The organism is Pedobacter suwonensis (assembly GCF_044762335.1).
Classification (GTDB): domain Bacteria; phylum Bacteroidota; class Bacteroidia; order Sphingobacteriales; family Sphingobacteriaceae; genus Pedobacter.
This window is the reverse complement of record NZ_JBIWEB010000002.1, coordinates 169587-186032: the sequence shown is the minus strand read 5'-3', so window position 1 is coordinate 186032 and position 16446 is coordinate 169587. Positions and strand designations below refer to the sequence as shown.

The 16446-nt window shown below is 38.9% G+C and carries 16 protein-coding genes; 14 read left to right on the top strand and 2 right to left on the bottom strand.

Annotation, left to right across the window (positions count from 1 at the left end; translation table 11 throughout):
• The first annotated feature begins 63 nt into the window (after window positions 1-63).
• From ACIQXP_RS04405 to ACIQXP_RS04370, 8 genes are all read left to right on the top strand, one after another.
• Complete coding sequence (locus tag ACIQXP_RS04405; RefSeq protein ID WP_134203316.1) at window positions 64-270, top strand: RNA-binding S4 domain-containing protein; 207 nt, start codon at window positions 64-66, stop codon at window positions 268-270.
• The gene (gene aroB / locus ACIQXP_RS04400) at window positions 270-1325 is read left to right on the top strand and encodes a 3-dehydroquinate synthase (RefSeq protein WP_293743731.1); all 1056 of its coding nucleotides are present in this window, start codon (window positions 270-272) and stop codon (window positions 1323-1325) included. The genes ACIQXP_RS04405 and aroB overlap by 1 nt, the downstream gene beginning before the upstream one ends.
• A gap of 1 nt (window position 1326) precedes the next feature.
• Window positions 1327-2289, top strand: a complete 963-nt coding sequence (locus ACIQXP_RS04395; RefSeq protein WP_387504615.1) for a sterol desaturase family protein — start codon at window positions 1327-1329, stop codon at window positions 2287-2289.
• A 610-nt stretch (window positions 2290-2899) separates the two neighbouring features.
• The gene (locus ACIQXP_RS04390; RefSeq protein WP_090987951.1) at window positions 2900-3733 is read left to right on the top strand and encodes a prephenate dehydratase; all 834 of its coding nucleotides are present in this window, start codon (window positions 2900-2902) and stop codon (window positions 3731-3733) included.
• A 122-nt stretch (window positions 3734-3855) separates the two neighbouring features.
• Window positions 3856-4995, top strand: a complete 1140-nt coding sequence (locus ACIQXP_RS04385; RefSeq protein ID WP_134203313.1) for a chorismate mutase — start codon at window positions 3856-3858, stop codon at window positions 4993-4995.
• A 137-nt stretch (window positions 4996-5132) separates the two neighbouring features.
• Window positions 5133-6422, top strand: coding sequence for a 3-phosphoshikimate 1-carboxyvinyltransferase (aroA, locus tag ACIQXP_RS04380; protein WP_293743733.1), 1290 nt, complete (start codon window positions 5133-5135; stop codon window positions 6420-6422).
• Window positions 6423-6624: 202 nt separating this feature from the next.
• The gene (gene aroC / locus ACIQXP_RS04375; protein ID WP_387504614.1) at window positions 6625-7722 is read left to right on the top strand and encodes a chorismate synthase; all 1098 of its coding nucleotides are present in this window, start codon (window positions 6625-6627) and stop codon (window positions 7720-7722) included.
• Window positions 7723-7731: 9 nt separating this feature from the next.
• Complete coding sequence (locus tag ACIQXP_RS04370) at window positions 7732-8340, top strand: DUF1684 domain-containing protein (RefSeq protein WP_387504613.1); 609 nt, start codon at window positions 7732-7734, stop codon at window positions 8338-8340.
• A 190-nt stretch (window positions 8341-8530) separates the two neighbouring features.
• On the opposite strand, the gene ACIQXP_RS04365 is transcribed toward ACIQXP_RS04370, so the two are convergent.
• Complete coding sequence (locus tag ACIQXP_RS04365) at window positions 8531-10951, bottom strand: alpha-ketoacid dehydrogenase subunit alpha/beta (protein ID WP_293743736.1); 2421 nt, start codon at window positions 10949-10951, stop codon at window positions 8531-8533.
• A gap of 171 nt (window positions 10952-11122) precedes the next feature.
• Between ACIQXP_RS04365 and ACIQXP_RS04360 the strand changes: the two genes are divergently transcribed.
• The 4 genes from ACIQXP_RS04360 to ACIQXP_RS04345 all read left to right on the top strand — a co-directional run bounded on the left by ACIQXP_RS04360 (window position 11123) and on the right by ACIQXP_RS04345 (window position 14642).
• On the top strand, window positions 11123-11515 hold the full coding sequence (locus ACIQXP_RS04360; protein WP_293743737.1) for a DUF1573 domain-containing protein: 393 nt from the start codon (window positions 11123-11125) through the stop codon (window positions 11513-11515).
• Between the two features lie 61 nt (window positions 11516-11576).
• The gene (locus tag ACIQXP_RS04355) at window positions 11577-12776 is read left to right on the top strand and encodes a pyridoxal phosphate-dependent aminotransferase (RefSeq protein WP_293743738.1); all 1200 of its coding nucleotides are present in this window, start codon (window positions 11577-11579) and stop codon (window positions 12774-12776) included.
• A gap of 220 nt (window positions 12777-12996) precedes the next feature.
• On the top strand, window positions 12997-13269 hold the full coding sequence (locus ACIQXP_RS04350; protein WP_293743739.1) for a hypothetical protein: 273 nt from the start codon (window positions 12997-12999) through the stop codon (window positions 13267-13269).
• Window positions 13270-13490: 221 nt separating this feature from the next.
• Window positions 13491-14642, top strand: coding sequence for a hypothetical protein (locus tag ACIQXP_RS04345; RefSeq protein WP_387504612.1), 1152 nt, complete (start codon window positions 13491-13493; stop codon window positions 14640-14642).
• Here the strand turns inward: ACIQXP_RS04345 and ACIQXP_RS04340 are convergent.
• Window positions 14639-14869, bottom strand: coding sequence for a hypothetical protein (locus ACIQXP_RS04340; protein WP_387504611.1), 231 nt, complete (start codon window positions 14867-14869; stop codon window positions 14639-14641). The two genes, ACIQXP_RS04345 and ACIQXP_RS04340, sit on opposite strands and share 4 nt — an antisense overlap.
• A 318-nt stretch (window positions 14870-15187) precedes the next feature.
• On the opposite strand from ACIQXP_RS04340, the gene ACIQXP_RS04335 reads away from it, so the two are divergent.
• Complete coding sequence (locus tag ACIQXP_RS04335) at window positions 15188-15778, top strand: cyclic nucleotide-binding domain-containing protein (RefSeq protein ID WP_293743742.1); 591 nt, start codon at window positions 15188-15190, stop codon at window positions 15776-15778.
• A gap of 143 nt (window positions 15779-15921) precedes the next feature.
• Window positions 15922-16347: a MauE/DoxX family redox-associated membrane protein gene (locus ACIQXP_RS04330; RefSeq protein WP_387504610.1), complete on the top strand. Its 426-nt coding sequence runs from the start codon at window positions 15922-15924 to the stop codon at window positions 16345-16347.
• The last annotated feature ends 99 nt before the right edge of the window (window positions 16348-16446 follow it).

Genomic DNA, 16446 nt, shown 5'->3' with positions numbered 1-16446 from the left:
AAATTATAAAAAGCATTGGTTGTTAAAACTAAAAACCTTTAAATAATCGTATTTTTGCACAAAATGATACAATTCAAATTAGAGGGCGAATTTATTCCATTGATCCAGCTGTTAAAAGCAAGCGGATTGGTAGGCAGTGGCGGTGATGCCCAAACCGTTGTTGAAGATGGTTTAGTAAAAACCAACGGCGAGGTCGAATTCCGCAAACGTTATAAGGTTAGAGTTGGCGATATTGTTACTTTTGGCGAAAATAAAATAGAAATTATTTAATGGAACCACTTACCAGCGCAGGCCATACGCTTTATTTCGAAAGCAATTTAGACGCTTTAAAAACACTTTTAGCAAGCAATAAATACAGCAAGGTTTTTGTACTGACTGATGAACATACCAGTGAAGTTTGCCTGCCCCTGTTTCAATCCATCTTAGACTTTTCTGAATTTGACCTGATTGAAACTTCAGCAGGTGAAGAAAATAAAAACATCGATTTCTGCATTGGCATCTGGAAAACCTTACTGGATTTTGAAGCCGACCGTAAAAGCCTGATGATCAACCTTGGTGGAGGTGTAATTACCGATATGGGTGGCTTTATTGCCTCTACCTACAAACGCGGAATCGATTTTATCAACATTCCCACCACCCTCCTTTCTCAGGTTGATGCCTCAGTTGGCGGTAAAACGGGAATTGATATCGATAATGTAAAAAACATGGTGGGTACCTTTACCCTCCCGCAAATGGTTTTTATTGAAACCGCATTTTTGAAAACACTCCCCCCGCGCGAACTTTTATCGGGCTTTGCCGAGATGATTAAACATGGTTTAATTTACGACAAAGCTTATTACGAAAAACTTAAGGTTAGCAACTATTTAACGCCCTCAGCAGCAGATATTTACCGATCAGTTGAGATTAAAAATGAAGTGGTAACCATCGATCCGCATGAGAAAAACCTGCGGAAGATTTTAAACTTTGGACATACCATCGGCCATGCTATTGAAGGTTATTCTTTGGCAAATGACGAAAATCCGCTTACACATGGTGAAGCCATTGCCATCGGTTTTGTGTGCGAGGCGGCGCTTTCAATCAATAACAGCACATTGAGTACAGAAGAACTGGAAGATATCAGCAAGTATATCTTATCGTTGTATCCCAAATACAATATTAAAAAAGAAAGCTATAACAGCCTTTTGGAATTAATGAAAAGTGATAAAAAGAACGAAGACGGAAACATTCTCTTTTCACTTTTGGAAAACATAGGTAAATGCACGTTTAACTGCCGTGTAAGTACAACCGATATTTTAAGCAGTTTAGATTATTATAACAGTTTATAAAATGAAATATACCGGAAGTGATATTTCTGTTATCGGGCTTTTTAGCTTCGTAATCGTGTTAACCCTGGTTGAAATGTATTTTAGCTACCAGCACGACAGAAAATTATATACCAAACGCGATACCTGGACCAACATCTATCTGATGACTGCAGCTGTTGTGATTAATTTAGGTACCAAAACATTTACTTTTTTCTTATTGGCCTATTGTTACCAGTTCCGCTTGTTTCAGATTTCCAATATTTGGCTCTATTGGATCGTGCTGATTTTAGCACAGGATTTTTTATACTGGTTTCTGCATACCGTAGGTCATTACGTACGCTTTTTCTGGGCAATGCATGTTACCCATCACTCTTCTGAACACTTTAACTTAACTACGGGTTTCCGTTCAACTGTTTTTGAACCATTATACCGCGTTTTCTTTTACCTGCCCCTGGCCTTTATGGGCTTTACGGCAGTTGATATTCTTTTTGCCTACCTGGTTACCCAAATTTATGGCAACCTGGTTCACACCCAATACAATATCAGATTCCCGAAATGGTACGAGTATATCTTTGTAACGCCATCTCATCACCGTGTACACCATGCCAGTAATGTGCGTTACCTTGATAAAAACATGGGTATGGTATTAATTCTGTGGGACAGGTGGTTTGGAACCTTCCAGGCCGAGTTACCTGAAGATAAAGTTAAATATGGCTTAACCACCCAGCCTACCGATACAGGCCCTGTAAATATTATTTTCCACGAATTTATTGCCCTAACAGCAGATGTAAAAAAGGCACCCACCTTCATGGATAAAGTGAAATACATTTTTAACCCACCTGGGTGGAGCCATGACGGAAGTACCAAAATTGCAAAAATCATGCAAAAGGAGCTGCGTGAAGAAGAACAGAAAAGACATGATGACGAGCAAAAGCAAAAAGTAAAAGCACTTAACGACCATGGCGAGCTAAGCTCTGCAGGATAAAAATAAACCAAGGTCTGTGTCTCCACAGACCCTTTTTATGATATACTACATCTAATTTTATCACTGATTACGCTCCATCAGGCACAGTAGTTTGGAATTTCTCTCTTTAAACTTAATATCTCTTTTACTTAGGTATAATTCGTATTTTTGTATACATTGAAAGATATTTGAAATGAAATTAAGATAGTCTATTTTCCAATATTTATAAAAAAAGCCAGGCAACTCATAAGAAAATAATAGAGAGCTTATAATTTCAATCAATATCTGACTTAAATTCTGCTTTTTATATCAGCTATCTGGAGTTAAAATCGATAGTTGCATATCAACTAAACAATAGATTTAAATATTATATACTCATTGCCAAAACGGTTCAAAAATTAAAAAATTAAATTTCATTAAAAATATTTTCAATTTACTATTGACAAATTAAATTTTGTTACTACATTTGGCTCAACAAAAAAAGAAATGCAAAATACAAACACATATTACTTTGGCTACTTTTACTATTTTAGTAAGAGCCGGGGCTAATATGCAAAAAGATATATAACAATATTAAAATGTATAAAAAAGTCCCGGCAACCAGCCGGGACTTTTTTGTTTTAACGCAAAAATGGAAACGACAAAACGAGTAGCAATTCAGGGTATTAAGGCATCTTTCCACGAGGAGGCCGCATACAAATTCTTTGGTAGGGACATTGAGACTGTTGAGTGTAATTCTTTTAAGGAAACCTGCGATAAATTAGAGAAAAACGAGGCAGATTTCGTTGTAATGGCGATCGAAAACTCTATCGCCGGCAGTTTATTACCAAACTATACACTGATCAGAGATTTTGGTTTTTCAGTTGTAGGCGAGGTTTACTTAGCTATCCAATTGCACTTGATGGCACTACCAGGCGTAAAGTTTGAAGATATTAAAGTCGTTACTTCGCACCCCATCGCCATCCGCCAGTGTATCGATTTCTTTTATGATTATCCACACATTAAAATCGTAGAAAGCAATGATACTGCAGCCTGTGCCAAACGCATACAGCAAGAGCAACTAACAGACACGATGGCCATTGCAAACAACTTAGCAGCAGAACTTTACGGCTTAAACATTTTAGAACGCCGTGTAGAATCAAATAAGAAAAACTATACCCGTTTCCTGATCCTGAAAAAAGACAAAACAGACGAAGGCAAAAAAATAAACAAAGCATCTATTTGCTTTCAGGTTGGCCACAAAGCCGGTTCATTGGCAACAGTGTTAAATATCTTCGCAGAACAAGAAGTAAGTTTAACAAAAATACAATCTATGCCGGTTTTAGGTAAAAGAAACGAATATTACTTTTACGTCGATTTAGAATGGCCAAGCACCGAAAAATATGATAAGGCCATTAGAAAAGCATTAAAATATACATCGAACTTTAACATATTAGGAGAATATCAAAAGAACGATAAAGTATAAATAAGTCCGAAGTCTGGGACGAAGACAAATAGTAGAATATTCAAACTTGTAATAATAAAATAATTAAAATATAATTCCTGACATCCGACTGCGGAATAAGGACTTTAAACAAACCCGTCATCATGAAACTTAATTTAAACATTCAACCTTTAAACACCTGGTTAAACGTAAACAACGAACCACTAATCATTTCCGGTCCCTGCAGTGCAGAAACTGAAGAACAATTATTAACTACAGCACACTTATTAGCGGCTACCGGTAAAGTGTCGGTATTACGTGCAGGTATCTGGAAACCACGCACCCGTCCGGGAGAATTTGAAGGTATCGGAAGTATTGGCTTAGAGTGGTTAAAACGCGCCAAAGCGGAAACTGGTTTACCTACAGCTGTAGAGGTTGCAAATGCAAAACACGTTGAAGAGGCTTTGGCCGCTGGTGTAGATATCCTTTGGATCGGTGCACGTTCTACAGTAAATCCGTTCACCGTTCAGGAAATTGCTGATGCTTTAAAAGGCCATGATGTTCCGGTATTAATTAAAAACCCGGTTAATCCTGATTTACAGTTATGGATCGGCGCAATTGAGCGTATCAATGGTGCAGGAATTACTAAAATCGGTGCTATTCACCGTGGATTCTCATCTTTCGAGAAAAGTTCTTTCCGTAACGAACCAATGTGGGAGATGGCTATCCAGTTAAAAACTTTATGCCCTGAACTGCCCATCATTAACGATCCAAGCCATATCTGTGGTAACCGTGAGTTAATCCCTTACGTTGCTCAAAAAGCTTTGGATTTAGATATGCAAGGTTTAATGATCGAATCTCATGTAGATCCCTCAGTGGCCTGGACAGATGCCAAACAACAAGTTACACCAGCTGCTTTAGCTGATTTGGTAGATCGTTTAACCGTACGTGAACCTGAAGTACCAAATGAAGCATCTGCCGATAAATTAGCCGAGCTGCGTAAATCAATTGATAAAATTGACGATATCTTGTTACAGAAATTAGGTGAGCGTATGGCTATTGTAGAAAAAATCGGTGAATTTAAACGTGATAACCAGGTAACGATTTTACAGGTGAACCGTTGGGATGCCATTATTAAAAAAGGCCATGCTTTTGCAAAAGCTTTGAAACTAGATTTAAACTTTACAGAGAAATTCCTGGAATTAATGCATGGTGAATCCATCCGTAAACAAACTGAAATTATGAATGCTGGTAAAGCCGAGAAAGGCATCGCTGCTGAGCAACATAATGAAGTTAAAGCCTAAATAAGGTATAAGGCTGGAAGGTGTAAGGTAGAAGGTGAAACCTAACCTTAAAAAGAAATCTTCTCCATATAACATTATCGATGTGGTGTCAGATGTTAACATCTGACACTTACATTTAAGTTTAAAACAGAATAAAAATGTCTAAAAATGCCTTAGTTTCTTTTAAAGGAACCAAGAATATTAATGCGGAAATCCAGTTAACAGGCTCAAAAAGCGAATGCAACAGGGCTTTAATTATAAGCGCTTTAAGTAAAAATCTGGTTAAAGTAGATAATCTTTCCAATGCAGCTGATACCGTAACATTAAATGGTATCCTGAACAAGCTGGGAATTGAGGGTAGTGAGTTGAGAGTAGACGCTAAACGGAAAACTACAAACTCCGAACTGGTTGATGTGGGACCTGCCGGAACCGCTATGCGTTTCTTATCGGCATATCTTTCGGCAAAAAACGGCAACTTTTTACTTACGGGAACCGAACGCATGAAGCAACGCCCGATCGGTATTTTGGCCGAAGCCTTAAAAACCATTGGCGCTGACATTTCTTATGCAGAGGCTGAAGGTTTTCCGCCGCTGAACATCAATGGTCCGTTAGACCAGAAAACGAACCAGGTAAGAATTAAAGGCGATATCAGTAGTCAGTATATTTCGGCCTTGTTAATGATTGCCCCTGTCCTGCCCCAAGGTTTGACTTTAGAAATTGAAGGTGAGCTTACCTCCAGGCCATATGTAGATATGACTTTGGATATGCTTGCAGAAGTTGGTATCGAACATCGCTGGAACGGGAATTCGATCACTATTGAACCCCAGGCTTTTAAACCAGGGACTTTAATTGTAGAGCCCGACTGGAGTGCAGCATCATACTGGTACAGCATTGCAGCTCTGGCAGATGAAGCTGAAATTAGTTTACCGGCTTTAAAAGAGAAAAGTTTGCAGGGCGATAGCAAGATCAAAAACATCATGAAGATTTTTGGCATTGCAACCAGTAAAACGGAAAAAGGAATTTCGATCAGCAACTTGGGCCTGTCTTTAGATAACAATCAGGTACTAGACCTTAAAACCTGCCCTGATTTGGCACAAACCGTTATTGTTATTGCTGCAGCTTTGGGTAAAAACATGGCTTTTACAGGCTTGGAAACTTTAAAAATCAAAGAAACAGACCGCATTGCGGCTCTTCAGAACGAACTGGCAAAAATTGGTGTTACGCTGACTGAAAACAATCTGATTTATACACTAAACACAGATAATCTTCATTTCCCGGATAAAATTACCATTGCAACCTACGAAGACCACCGTATGGCCATGGCTTTTGCACCACTGGCATTGTTGATTAACGAAGTCGAAATTGAAGACATGCAGGTGGTAGAAAAATCATATCCATATTATTGGGAAGATTTGAAAAAAGCAGGGTTTGAGGTGAAAGAGATTTGAGAAGTGAGATACCAGATGTTAAACATAAGATTTGACAGAGGATAAATCGTTGTGGAGACATCAGATTAATTAAGACAAATAAATAACAAGATTTGAGGGGAAAACTTCTCAAATCTAACCCCTAAATAATTTAAAAACTGAAGTTTAGATACGAATTTGGTTCTTCTCAAATCTCATATCTACCTTCTCTTATCTAATAAACATGGCAGGCAACTCATTCGGACAACTTTTTCGAATCACAACCTTTGGCGAATCTCATGGTGTGGCTATTGGTGTAATTATCGATGGCTGTCCGGCACAATTGGATATTGATTTGGATTTTATCCAATCAGAACTGGATAAACGTAAACCAGGTCAATCTAAAATCACCACGCAAAGAAAAGAAAGTGATACGGTTCAGATTCTATCAGGTGTATTTGAAGGAAAAAGTACCGGGACTCCGATTGCACTTTTAATTCCAAATGAGGATCAGCGTTCAAAAGATTATGGCCATAATGTGGATGTTTACCGCCCCAGCCACGCCGATTATGTTTACGATGCCAAATACGGAATCCGCGACCACCGCGGTGGCGGGCGCTCGTCTGCACGCGAAACCGCTACCCGTGTAGCAGCCGGAGCAATTGCCAAATTGCTTTTAAAGCAACAGGGGATCGAAATTTTCGCCCATGTAACTTCAGTAGGTACAATTGAAGCGCCAAATTTAGAAGGCAATGACCTATCTGCTTTATTGCAAATCAGAGAAGACAATATTGTTCGCTGTGCAGATCCTGCAACTGCACACGAAATGATTGAATTTATAGATTCGGTTAGAAAAGATGGCGATACCGTTGGCGGAAAAATAAGCTGTGTAGTAAAAGGTTGCCCGGCAGGTTTAGGTGAACCTGTTTTCGATAAATTACACGCTGATTTAGGTAAAGCCATGCTCAGCATTAATGCCGTTCACGGTTTCGAATATGGCTCTGGTTTTGCAGGAAGCGAATTAAAGGGTTCACAACATAACGATATCCCCCAACCAAAAGCTGCCGATTCAAAAGTGTTTAAAACCACCACCAACTATGCGGGTGGTATTTTAGGCGGGATATCCAACGGAATGGATATTACCTTTAAAGTGGCATTTAAACCTGTAGCTACCATTATGCATAACCAACAAACTATAAATGCGGCGGGTGAAGCCTCGGAGATTAAAGGCAAAGGCCGGCACGACCCTTGTGTAGTACCCAGAGCAGTAGTTATTGTTGAAGCCATGGCTGCACTGGTTTTAGCCGATCAGTTTTTAAGAAACAAAGCCAGTATCATCTAATTTCCCTCAATGAAAATCATCACCTTTCTCTTGCTCCTCATCAGCATGAACAGCTTTGCCCAAAGCTACGCTGAACAGATTGCAAAGCACCGTGAAGCTTACAAGCAGGATTTTATAAAAGACGAACGCGCTCCACTAAAGAAAAGTGACCTGCAAAACCTGCACTTTTATGACGCGGACAGTACCTATAAAATCCTCGCTACCATAGAATTACTAAAAAACGAAAAAGTTTTCAAGATGCCTGCTTTTAATGGTTCAAGCAGCGATTATTACCGGTATGCACATGTCAACTTCGTTTTGGATGGGAAAAAAATCCAAATGACTTTGTATAGAAGTGTTGCTTTGTCAAACAACCCATTATATAAAGATCACCTCTTTTTACCTTTTACAGATGAAACCAACAATAAGGAAACTTATGGTGGTGGCAGGTACGTTGATCTGGATGCTAAAGAAATTGTTGATCATCACATCGCAATCGATTTTAACAAGGCTTATAATCCCTATTGCGCCTATAGTGAAGGCTATCGCTGTCCGGTACCACCAGAAGAAAACGACCTACAATTGGCCATAAAAGCAGGAGAGAAATTATATACGGGAAAAAAGAAACATCAAAACTAAGTGATACCAAAATTACGCTAAAATCGTTGATACAACTTTTGCTCCTTTCTAATGAACTCATTTCAGATTAAGTTTGATTTATTAAAGAAAAAATGAGTAAAGAATCACTTTTTTAATCATGCCTCAACACTAAATCATCCCCATAGAAATAAAAAGACGATGATCAATCATCTAACTATCGAGCTATTCGTCAAAATAGCGATGGATATTTAGAGGGATTTGCATCATGCATCATCTGGTAAACTGCTTCAATTACATCATCAACAGAAGGCTTACTGAAATAATCACCATCTGATCCGAATGGTGGGCGATGTGCTTTGGCCGATAATGTTTTTGGCTGACCATCTAAATGAAAATAACCGCTCTGTTCTTCCAGTACCTGTTGAAGGATATAGGCCGATGCCCCTCCCGGAACATCCTCATCCACCACCAATAATTTATTTGTTTTGGCAAGTGATTTTACACAAACCTGGGTAGTATCAAAAGGTAAAAGCGTTTGTGGGTCTATAATTTCTACAGAAATACCCAATAAGTTCAGCTCTTCTGCTGCTTCCTGAACAATTCGTAATGACGAACCGTAAGAGATAACCGTAATATCAGTTCCTTCTTCTAAAACCTCTGCCCGGCCTAAGGGTACCGTAAAATCGCCGGCATTACCTGGCAGTTTTTCTTTAAGGCGGTAACCATTTAAACATTCAATTACAATGGCTGGTTCATCAGCCCTGAAAAGGGTATTATACATACCTGCAGCCTGGGTCATATTTCTTGGTACGCATAAATGCATACCTCTTAAGGCCCCTAAAATCATGCTGATTGGCGATCCGGAATGCCAGATTCCCTCCAGTCGATGACCACGGGTGCGCACAATAACCGGCGCTTTCTGAATTCCTTTGGTGCGGTATGAGAGCGAGGCCAGGTCATCACTAAGCACATTTAAGGCAAAAATCAAGTAATCAAGATATTGGATTTCGGCAATAGGCTTTAAACCCCTCATGGCTAAACCTATCCCCTGCCCCATAATGGTCATTTCCCTGATGCCGGTATCGGTGATCCTTAACTCGCCATATTTTGCCTGCAAACCCGCAAAGCCTTGATTTACATCTCCAATGTTTCCTAAATCTTCTCCAAAAGCAACCAAACGCGGATCGCGTGCAAAGTTTTCATTAAAGCAGGCGTTGAGCACTTCCCTACCATCAACCATTTTCGATTGTTCATCATATACGGCTTCAACCAGTGCAATCTTATCCGGACTTTCCTTACCATTGGTATGCAGTTTGGAATTGTAACGGTCGTAATTTAGATGATCCTGTTGTTTATACCATTCCACCAGTTTATTACGTTCAGGACTGCTAAAAGCAGCTGATAAACGTATGGCTTTGCGTGCAGCTGCAAATACTTCCCTGCGTTGCGCATCGGCAATTGAAGCTAATCCCGCCGCAATTTTTGCCAGTTCGGGCTGATGTTTAGCTACGCCACTAACCAAATCGACTACTTGCTTCTGTTCTGGTTTAATGCTGTCCAAAAACTCATTCCAGGCTTCTTTTTGTGCGTTGCGAACAAAAATCTTTGCCTCTTTTTCAAGCGCTGCGATTTCCTCTTCGGTTGCCAGGGCCGATTCGAGCATCCAGGCACGCATTTTCTGGATACAATCGTATTCAGTTTCCCACGACAGGCGTTCCTTAGATTTATACCTTTCGTGCGAGCCAGATGTGGAGTGACCCTGAGGCTGGGTGAGTTCGGTAACATGGATTAAAACAGGTACATGTTCATCCCGGCAAACCTGTATCGCCTTTTCATACACCTCACATAAAGCCGGATAATCCCAGCCTTTTACTTTATAAATTTCATATCCAGGCTGGCCGGCATCACGCTGAAAACCTTTTAAAACCTCAGAAATATCTTCTTTTGTAGTTTGATATTTTGCCGGAACAGAAATGCCATAATCATCATCCCAAATTGAAATGGCCATGGGTATCTGTAACACACCAGCAGCATTAATGGCCTCGAAAAATACCCCTTCAGAAGTTGATGCGTTACCAATGGTACCAAAGGCCACCTCATTTCCGTTTACAGAAAAGTGTTTTAAATAATCGAGTTCTTTATTTTGCCTGAATAATTTAGAAGCATAAGCCAAACCTACCAAGCGGGCCATCTGCCCACCGGTTGGCGAAATATCAGATGAGCAATTTTTAATCTGCGTTAAATCGTTCCAGCTGCCATCTTCATTTACAGATTTTGTTGCAAAATGGCAGTTCATCTGTCTTCCCCCCGAAAATGGATCCGCACCTTCTGCTGGATTAGCATAGAGCTGCGCAAAAAATTCTTTGATAGTAGAAATCCCGGTGGCAAAGGCAAAAGTTTGATCGCGGTAATAACCCGAGCGCCAGTCGCCATTTTTAAATGCTCTAGCCATGGCCAATTGCGGAACCTCTTTACCATCGCCGAAAATGCCAAATTTAGCCTTACCTGTTAATACTTCCCTGCGGCCTAAAATACTCGCCTGCCTACTTTCGAAGGCAATTTTATAGTCGTTTATAACAATAGATTTAAAATCGTTAAAACTAAGTTCGGAAGCATCAATAGTTTTGGTCATCAATTTTTCATTCGGCATAGTAATCAAAGATTGGTTGCGGCAAATATATGGAAAATTAAAAGTTTGCCTTTACCCTACATTGTAAAATTATATATGGATTTGCAAAATATATTTGGAATAGTTTTTGTTTTATTAGGAAAACATTAAATTTGTTTAAGAATTATTAAAAAATAAATCACACCACATAACATGAAAAAGATCTTAGTATTATTCGCTTTTGTTTTAGGTTTTGGTCTTGCAGCAAACGCACAAACCAAACCTGCAGAGTTCAAATTTGAATCAGAAACGCACGATTTTGGTAAAATTGTTTTGAACAAACCAGTAACTTACGATTTCAAATACACCAATGTTGGCGAAGCACCTTTAATTATCACCAAAGCTGAAGCAAGCTGTGGGTGTACAGTACCTAAATATACTTCTACGCCAATAAAAAAAGGTGAAACCGGTGTAATTTCAGTAACGTTTAACGCAGCTGCTGGTCCGTCAACCTTTTCTAAAGCCGTAACCATTACTTCAAATGCAAAAACACCAATTAAAGTGCTTTACATTAAAGGCGAAACAGTTGCCGCATCTTCAAAATAATTTTTAAACGATAATATTTAAAAAGTCCGGATTTTCATCCGGACTTTTTTATTTTTGTGCCATGCCAAAAATTTCACAAAAGGGTGTGCAGATGCCTGCTTCACCAATCAGAAAGTTAACTCCATTTGCAGATCAAGCTAAAAAAGATGGTAAAAAAGTTTTCCATTTAAATATTGGTCAGCCAGACATAGAGACACCGGAAGGAATGTTAAATGCCATCAAAAACATTGATTTTAATGTTTGGGCCTATACACCATCAGAAGGTACACTTGCTTACCGTTTAAAACTTACCGAATACTACAATAAACTGGGTTACAATATTACGCCAGAAAATATCCTGGTAACCGTTGGTGGCTCAGAGGCCATTACCATTGCCATGCAAACCTGTGTAAATGAAGGAGATGAAATTATCATTCCAGAACCTTTTTACGCCAATTACAATGGCTTTGCCTGTATGAGCAATGTTGTGGTGAAACCGATTCTTTCTTATATCGAAAATGGTTTCGCATTGCCACCGATTGCCGAATTCGAAAAATTAATTACAGAAAAAACCAAAGCAATTATTATCTGCAACCCTAATAACCCAACGGGTTATTTATATTCTAAAGAAGAATTAGAGGCTTTAAAAACACTTTGTGTTAAATACGATCTGTTTTTATTCTCTGATGAAGCGTATCGCGAATTCTGTTATGATGGCAGGGAATTTATTTCGCCAATGCATTTGGATGGTTTGGATGAAAATGTGGTGGTTATGGATACGGTTTCTAAACGTTACAGTGCATGTGGCGCACGCTTAGGCTGTTTGATTACCAAAAACAAAGAAGTGATTGCATCAGGATTAAAATTCGCACAGGCAAGATTAAGCCCGGGCATGGTAGAACAGATTGCTGGTGCGGCAGCTGTAGATACTCCGGACAGTTATTTCGAAAAAGTAAATACCGAATATACTTTACGCAGAGATACATTGGTTAACCGGTTAAATAATATTGATGGCGTTTTTTGTCCTAATCCGGGGGGTGCATTTTATGTAGTAGCCAAATTCCCGATTGATGATGCCGATAAATTTTGCCAGTGGATTTTAGAGGATTTTGACCACAATAATCAAACGGTTATGATGGCGCCTGCTACCGGCTTTTACTCTACCGCTGGCTCTGGCAAAAATGAAGTCCGTATGGCTTACGTTTTAAATACCGATGACTTAAATGCGGCTATGGACTGTCTGGAGATAGCGTTGAAGCAATATCCTGGAAGAGTGGATTAACGATACCTTATTTAAGCCGGTTGCTTGGTGAACAGCGGTTCATTACAATTAACCGGCTTAAGTAGTTAAGCCAGAGTGGCTGAACGTATATGATAACATTTAAAAATCAAAGCAGATCCAAAAACATTTCTTTCAACTAATCCCTGATAGTTGTTTGTGTATTCTGATCACCTACTTGATTTTACCAAAACAATAAACAAAATGCAATGGTTTTGAGATCATGAATGCATTTAATATTGAAATTAACCATAATGATCAGGCATTAACACTGACCATTATTCCAAAAGATGATCATTTTAGGATTGTTTATTTAGAAGAGATTTTAGGCATTTTAAAAAAACAAGGATCTGACTGGATCTTAATGAAAGCAGAAGAGATCGATGCTGAAACATTAGTCACTGAGAATAAACTGACTGGAAGCGGTCACCACATTTCTTTAGGCGTAGCCGAGATCAACCAGATTTCCGGCGCAATAGAAAACCATCTGCAGTAATATATCCAATCCAATTTTCCTAACGATGAGTTGGGAAAGTCTATACATATTCCCCACCTCCCTAATTTAAATGTAGATTTTACTTCACCAGATGATATAGCCTGTTTACGTTAGCCAACAATTGTTAACATTTATTTTCGCCACGTTTAAGCGGCTTTTTACCAAGTTAATTCGGAAAATGAAAATAAAAAAGCTAGAATTAGGCAATTGGCTTTTGGCAAATGATGTACGAAATTCTAAGCTTCAGGGAATTGATTTTAGATGTTATTAAGATTAAAGTGGCAGGGCAATGCCATGACAATGAATCGCAACACAAAATTATAAAAGAAAGTAAACGGATAATGAGTTCCATACTACATCATGCAACGCTGGCTGAGCCTGATAGAGCGAAGGCTTACATCAGGCAACATCAAAGAGGATTGATGCAATTAATTGATGAGGCAGAAGCGCTAACGAATGAAAACGAGCCTTACGCTAATCAAAAAAGTAGAGACGGAATGATTAGTAGTTTAGTAAAGCTACTTAATCAAATGGTAATCGATCTTCAGCAGCATTTGCCATATTATTTTGACTTCGATTGCCCCATTTCAGCGGCAAGCCAGAAACAACTCATTTTAGATATTACAGCAAATTCCGGCCAGATCCTGAAAAAAGTTGAAGAATTGCATGCAGACAAGGAAACCATTAACCTGTTTAAACAGCTCTTTAAAAACCTGAACGACTATACAGGACGTTTCACTTTTGAACAGGCTAAATACCTGTACGCTTTTTTTGATTCCATAAAGATGGCTTTAAATACTTTTGTGCCACCTTTAGATTTTTCTGACATTATTCTTCTACTCGTATCATTAAATTTTAATCATCCCTTCTTTTATCACTCCTGCTGCAGCCACCTTAATCGCGAGCTTCAGAATTGCGAAAACATAAGCGAGCAATATAGATTAATCCATTTCTTTAAAAAACTGATTGGACAGGTTTTTAAAACCATCAGTTTACCATACCATAAAAATTTGCCCGATATTGATGAAGCCATACTCAGGTATATTGAAAGTGAAATCAGCTACCTGCAATCAATAGATACTATAGCCGAAGATCTGACGCGCGGTGGTATTCTAGAAAGCAATTTTAAGGTAACCTTCACGGTTAGGCAGCTTGCCCTATTTATCAACTTGCAAGTCGAGGCGGGCATTATTACAACAAAGAGTCCAAAACTGCTGCACCAATACATTACTAAACATTATAGCACGACTGAAAAAGAGGTTATATCAGAAAAAAGCTTCAAAAATGCATACTATGGCAATGTGGATAAGGATATCCAAAAGGTGATCGAAAAAATCGTTGTCATGTTGAACATTGCCCAGGATAAATGCTAACCGAGAAGATCTAATAATTCTTTCCTGTGTAAGAAATCTACAAATTCAAAATACCAGTGTTCTGAATAATCCTCAAGCGTAGATAATTCTTTTTGTTTTACGCCAATAATATCCTGTAGGGTAAAAAAGCCCATTAATTTACTTCTAAGCTTAAAATTCTCAGATAGTGGAAGTTCTGCAATGGGCAGATTGAGAAGAAAGTAATTTGACTGGGAGAAACTGTCCATAAAAGCGTGGGTTGACCCGATATCCGTTTTAGGGGCACCGCAAATGCCCAGACACAAGATAAACAGGCACCCACGCATAGCGTAGGCAACCATCTATTTTTTCCTGTGTCTTTTGAAGTTTTGCGGTTTTCTAAAACAGTGAAATAGCTAGTGCTACAATATCAATATGTAATTAGTTTTTATTTCATGGCTCAAATATAACAGATCTAAGGCTTTTATTTTCCTAAAACGAAAAAATAACGGGGTTGCTGAGGGTTGCTGGAACAGCAACTTGACAAACGTTGAAATATCCATTTCTTTACCTTCAAAAAAATGGTTATGGAAAAAGAACAATACCTCGCTAAATTATCATCCTATCAAAAACTTTCGGTCGGCCTCCGCGCCTACATTAGTTACGCGATGTACCAAACCGATTTCATGAAACTCGAAAAAATCGCACTCAACAACACAGCGCTTGGCCATTTTTGCTATCTGGCCAAAGGCGGTGGAAGAATATTTACTAATGACACCGAGAATGAGCAGGAAATCACCTTGATGTTTTTCCAAGCAAACGATATTTTACCAGACTTTAAATCCATCTCCAGATATGCAAAAGGGCAGTTTTTTATACAATTTTCAGAAGACACTACTTTGCTTGCCATACCCGTAAAACACGGCAATAACATGCACAGGCTATTCCTCGAATCGGCCATTTTAAGTGCTGAAATAAATGCTGAATTATTGGCCAAAGTAATCGTAATGATGATTGGATTAAAAACTCAAAGTGCCGATCAAAGGCTGAATAAATTACTTGCATCTTTTCCGGTGGTTTTTAGCCAGACTGCGGTAAAAGATGTGGCATCATACCTGGGCATTCATAGCAGTACGCTGAGTGCAATGAGAAATAGAAATTACAAACATACGCCATAATTTACTCAACCTATCGATCAACAGCAGCATGATCAACCCACATCTCTTTAGTCATTTTTGATTAAGATATTAGTTTTTCCCATGTAGATGTGAGGCGGTTTAGCAGAATATAATTCAATTTCGAAATAGCAAAGAAAACGGATATGAAAACATCGATAGTACAGGTTATTTCCGCAGCATTCATTTTACTTTGGGTATATACCGCGGGGAGCAAATTGACTGACTTCCAGGCTTACCAGCAGCAAATGAGTCTGCAAGTTTTTAGCCCGGGTGTAACAGTGGTGCTATTATACTTAATCCCATTCCTGGAAATAATTGCTGCTATACTGTTATTGATTAAAAAAACCAATAAGCTGGGTTTAGCCTTATCGCTCTTACTCATGTCGATTTTTACCGGATATATCATACTCATCATTTCAGGATACTTCCCGAAAGTACCATGTAGCTGTGGTGGCGTAATTAAAGCCATGGGCTGGAAAGCTCACCTCATTTTCAACATTTTTTTTATTAGCGCCGCAATGCTCTCACTATTTATTAAACTAAAGCCGGAGGTACGTGACAAAGATTAAGGTTAAATAATGGAACTGGCCAAGCCAACAGATCAAAAATTACAAGCTGTATTAATGGCCAAGAAAAACAAACAGCAGGGCTAGCTGCTTAAGCCTTAT

Bases quoted from the DNA above. Each gene is read 5' to 3' on its own strand.
- ACIQXP_RS04405 (WP_134203316.1), top strand. From the start codon at position 64: ATGATACAATTCAAATTAGAGGGCGAATTTATTCCATTGATCCAGCTG.
- aroB (WP_293743731.1), top strand. From the start codon at position 270: ATGGAACCACTTACCAGCGCAGGCCATACGCTTTATTTCGAAAGCAAT.
- ACIQXP_RS04395 (WP_387504615.1), top strand. From the start codon at position 1,327: ATGAAATATACCGGAAGTGATATTTCTGTTATCGGGCTTTTTAGCTTC.
- ACIQXP_RS04390 (WP_090987951.1), top strand. From the start codon at position 2,900: ATGGAAACGACAAAACGAGTAGCAATTCAGGGTATTAAGGCATCTTTC.
- ACIQXP_RS04385 (WP_134203313.1), top strand. From the start codon at position 3,856: ATGAAACTTAATTTAAACATTCAACCTTTAAACACCTGGTTAAACGTA.
- aroA (WP_293743733.1), top strand. From the start codon at position 5,133: ATGTCTAAAAATGCCTTAGTTTCTTTTAAAGGAACCAAGAATATTAAT.
- aroC (WP_387504614.1), top strand. From the start codon at position 6,625: ATGGCAGGCAACTCATTCGGACAACTTTTTCGAATCACAACCTTTGGC.
- ACIQXP_RS04370 (WP_387504613.1), top strand. From the start codon at position 7,732: ATGAAAATCATCACCTTTCTCTTGCTCCTCATCAGCATGAACAGCTTT.
- ACIQXP_RS04365 (WP_293743736.1), bottom strand. From the start codon at position 10,951: ATGCCGAATGAAAAATTGATGACCAAAACTATTGATGCTTCCGAACTT.
- ACIQXP_RS04360 (WP_293743737.1), top strand. From the start codon at position 11,123: ATGAAAAAGATCTTAGTATTATTCGCTTTTGTTTTAGGTTTTGGTCTT.
- ACIQXP_RS04355 (WP_293743738.1), top strand. From the start codon at position 11,577: ATGCCAAAAATTTCACAAAAGGGTGTGCAGATGCCTGCTTCACCAATC.
- ACIQXP_RS04350 (WP_293743739.1), top strand. From the start codon at position 12,997: ATGAATGCATTTAATATTGAAATTAACCATAATGATCAGGCATTAACA.
- ACIQXP_RS04345 (WP_387504612.1), top strand. From the start codon at position 13,491: ATGATGTACGAAATTCTAAGCTTCAGGGAATTGATTTTAGATGTTATT.
- ACIQXP_RS04340 (WP_387504611.1), bottom strand. From the start codon at position 14,869: ATGGACAGTTTCTCCCAGTCAAATTACTTTCTTCTCAATCTGCCCATT.
- ACIQXP_RS04335 (WP_293743742.1), top strand. From the start codon at position 15,188: ATGGAAAAAGAACAATACCTCGCTAAATTATCATCCTATCAAAAACTT.
- ACIQXP_RS04330 (WP_387504610.1), top strand. From the start codon at position 15,922: ATGAAAACATCGATAGTACAGGTTATTTCCGCAGCATTCATTTTACTT.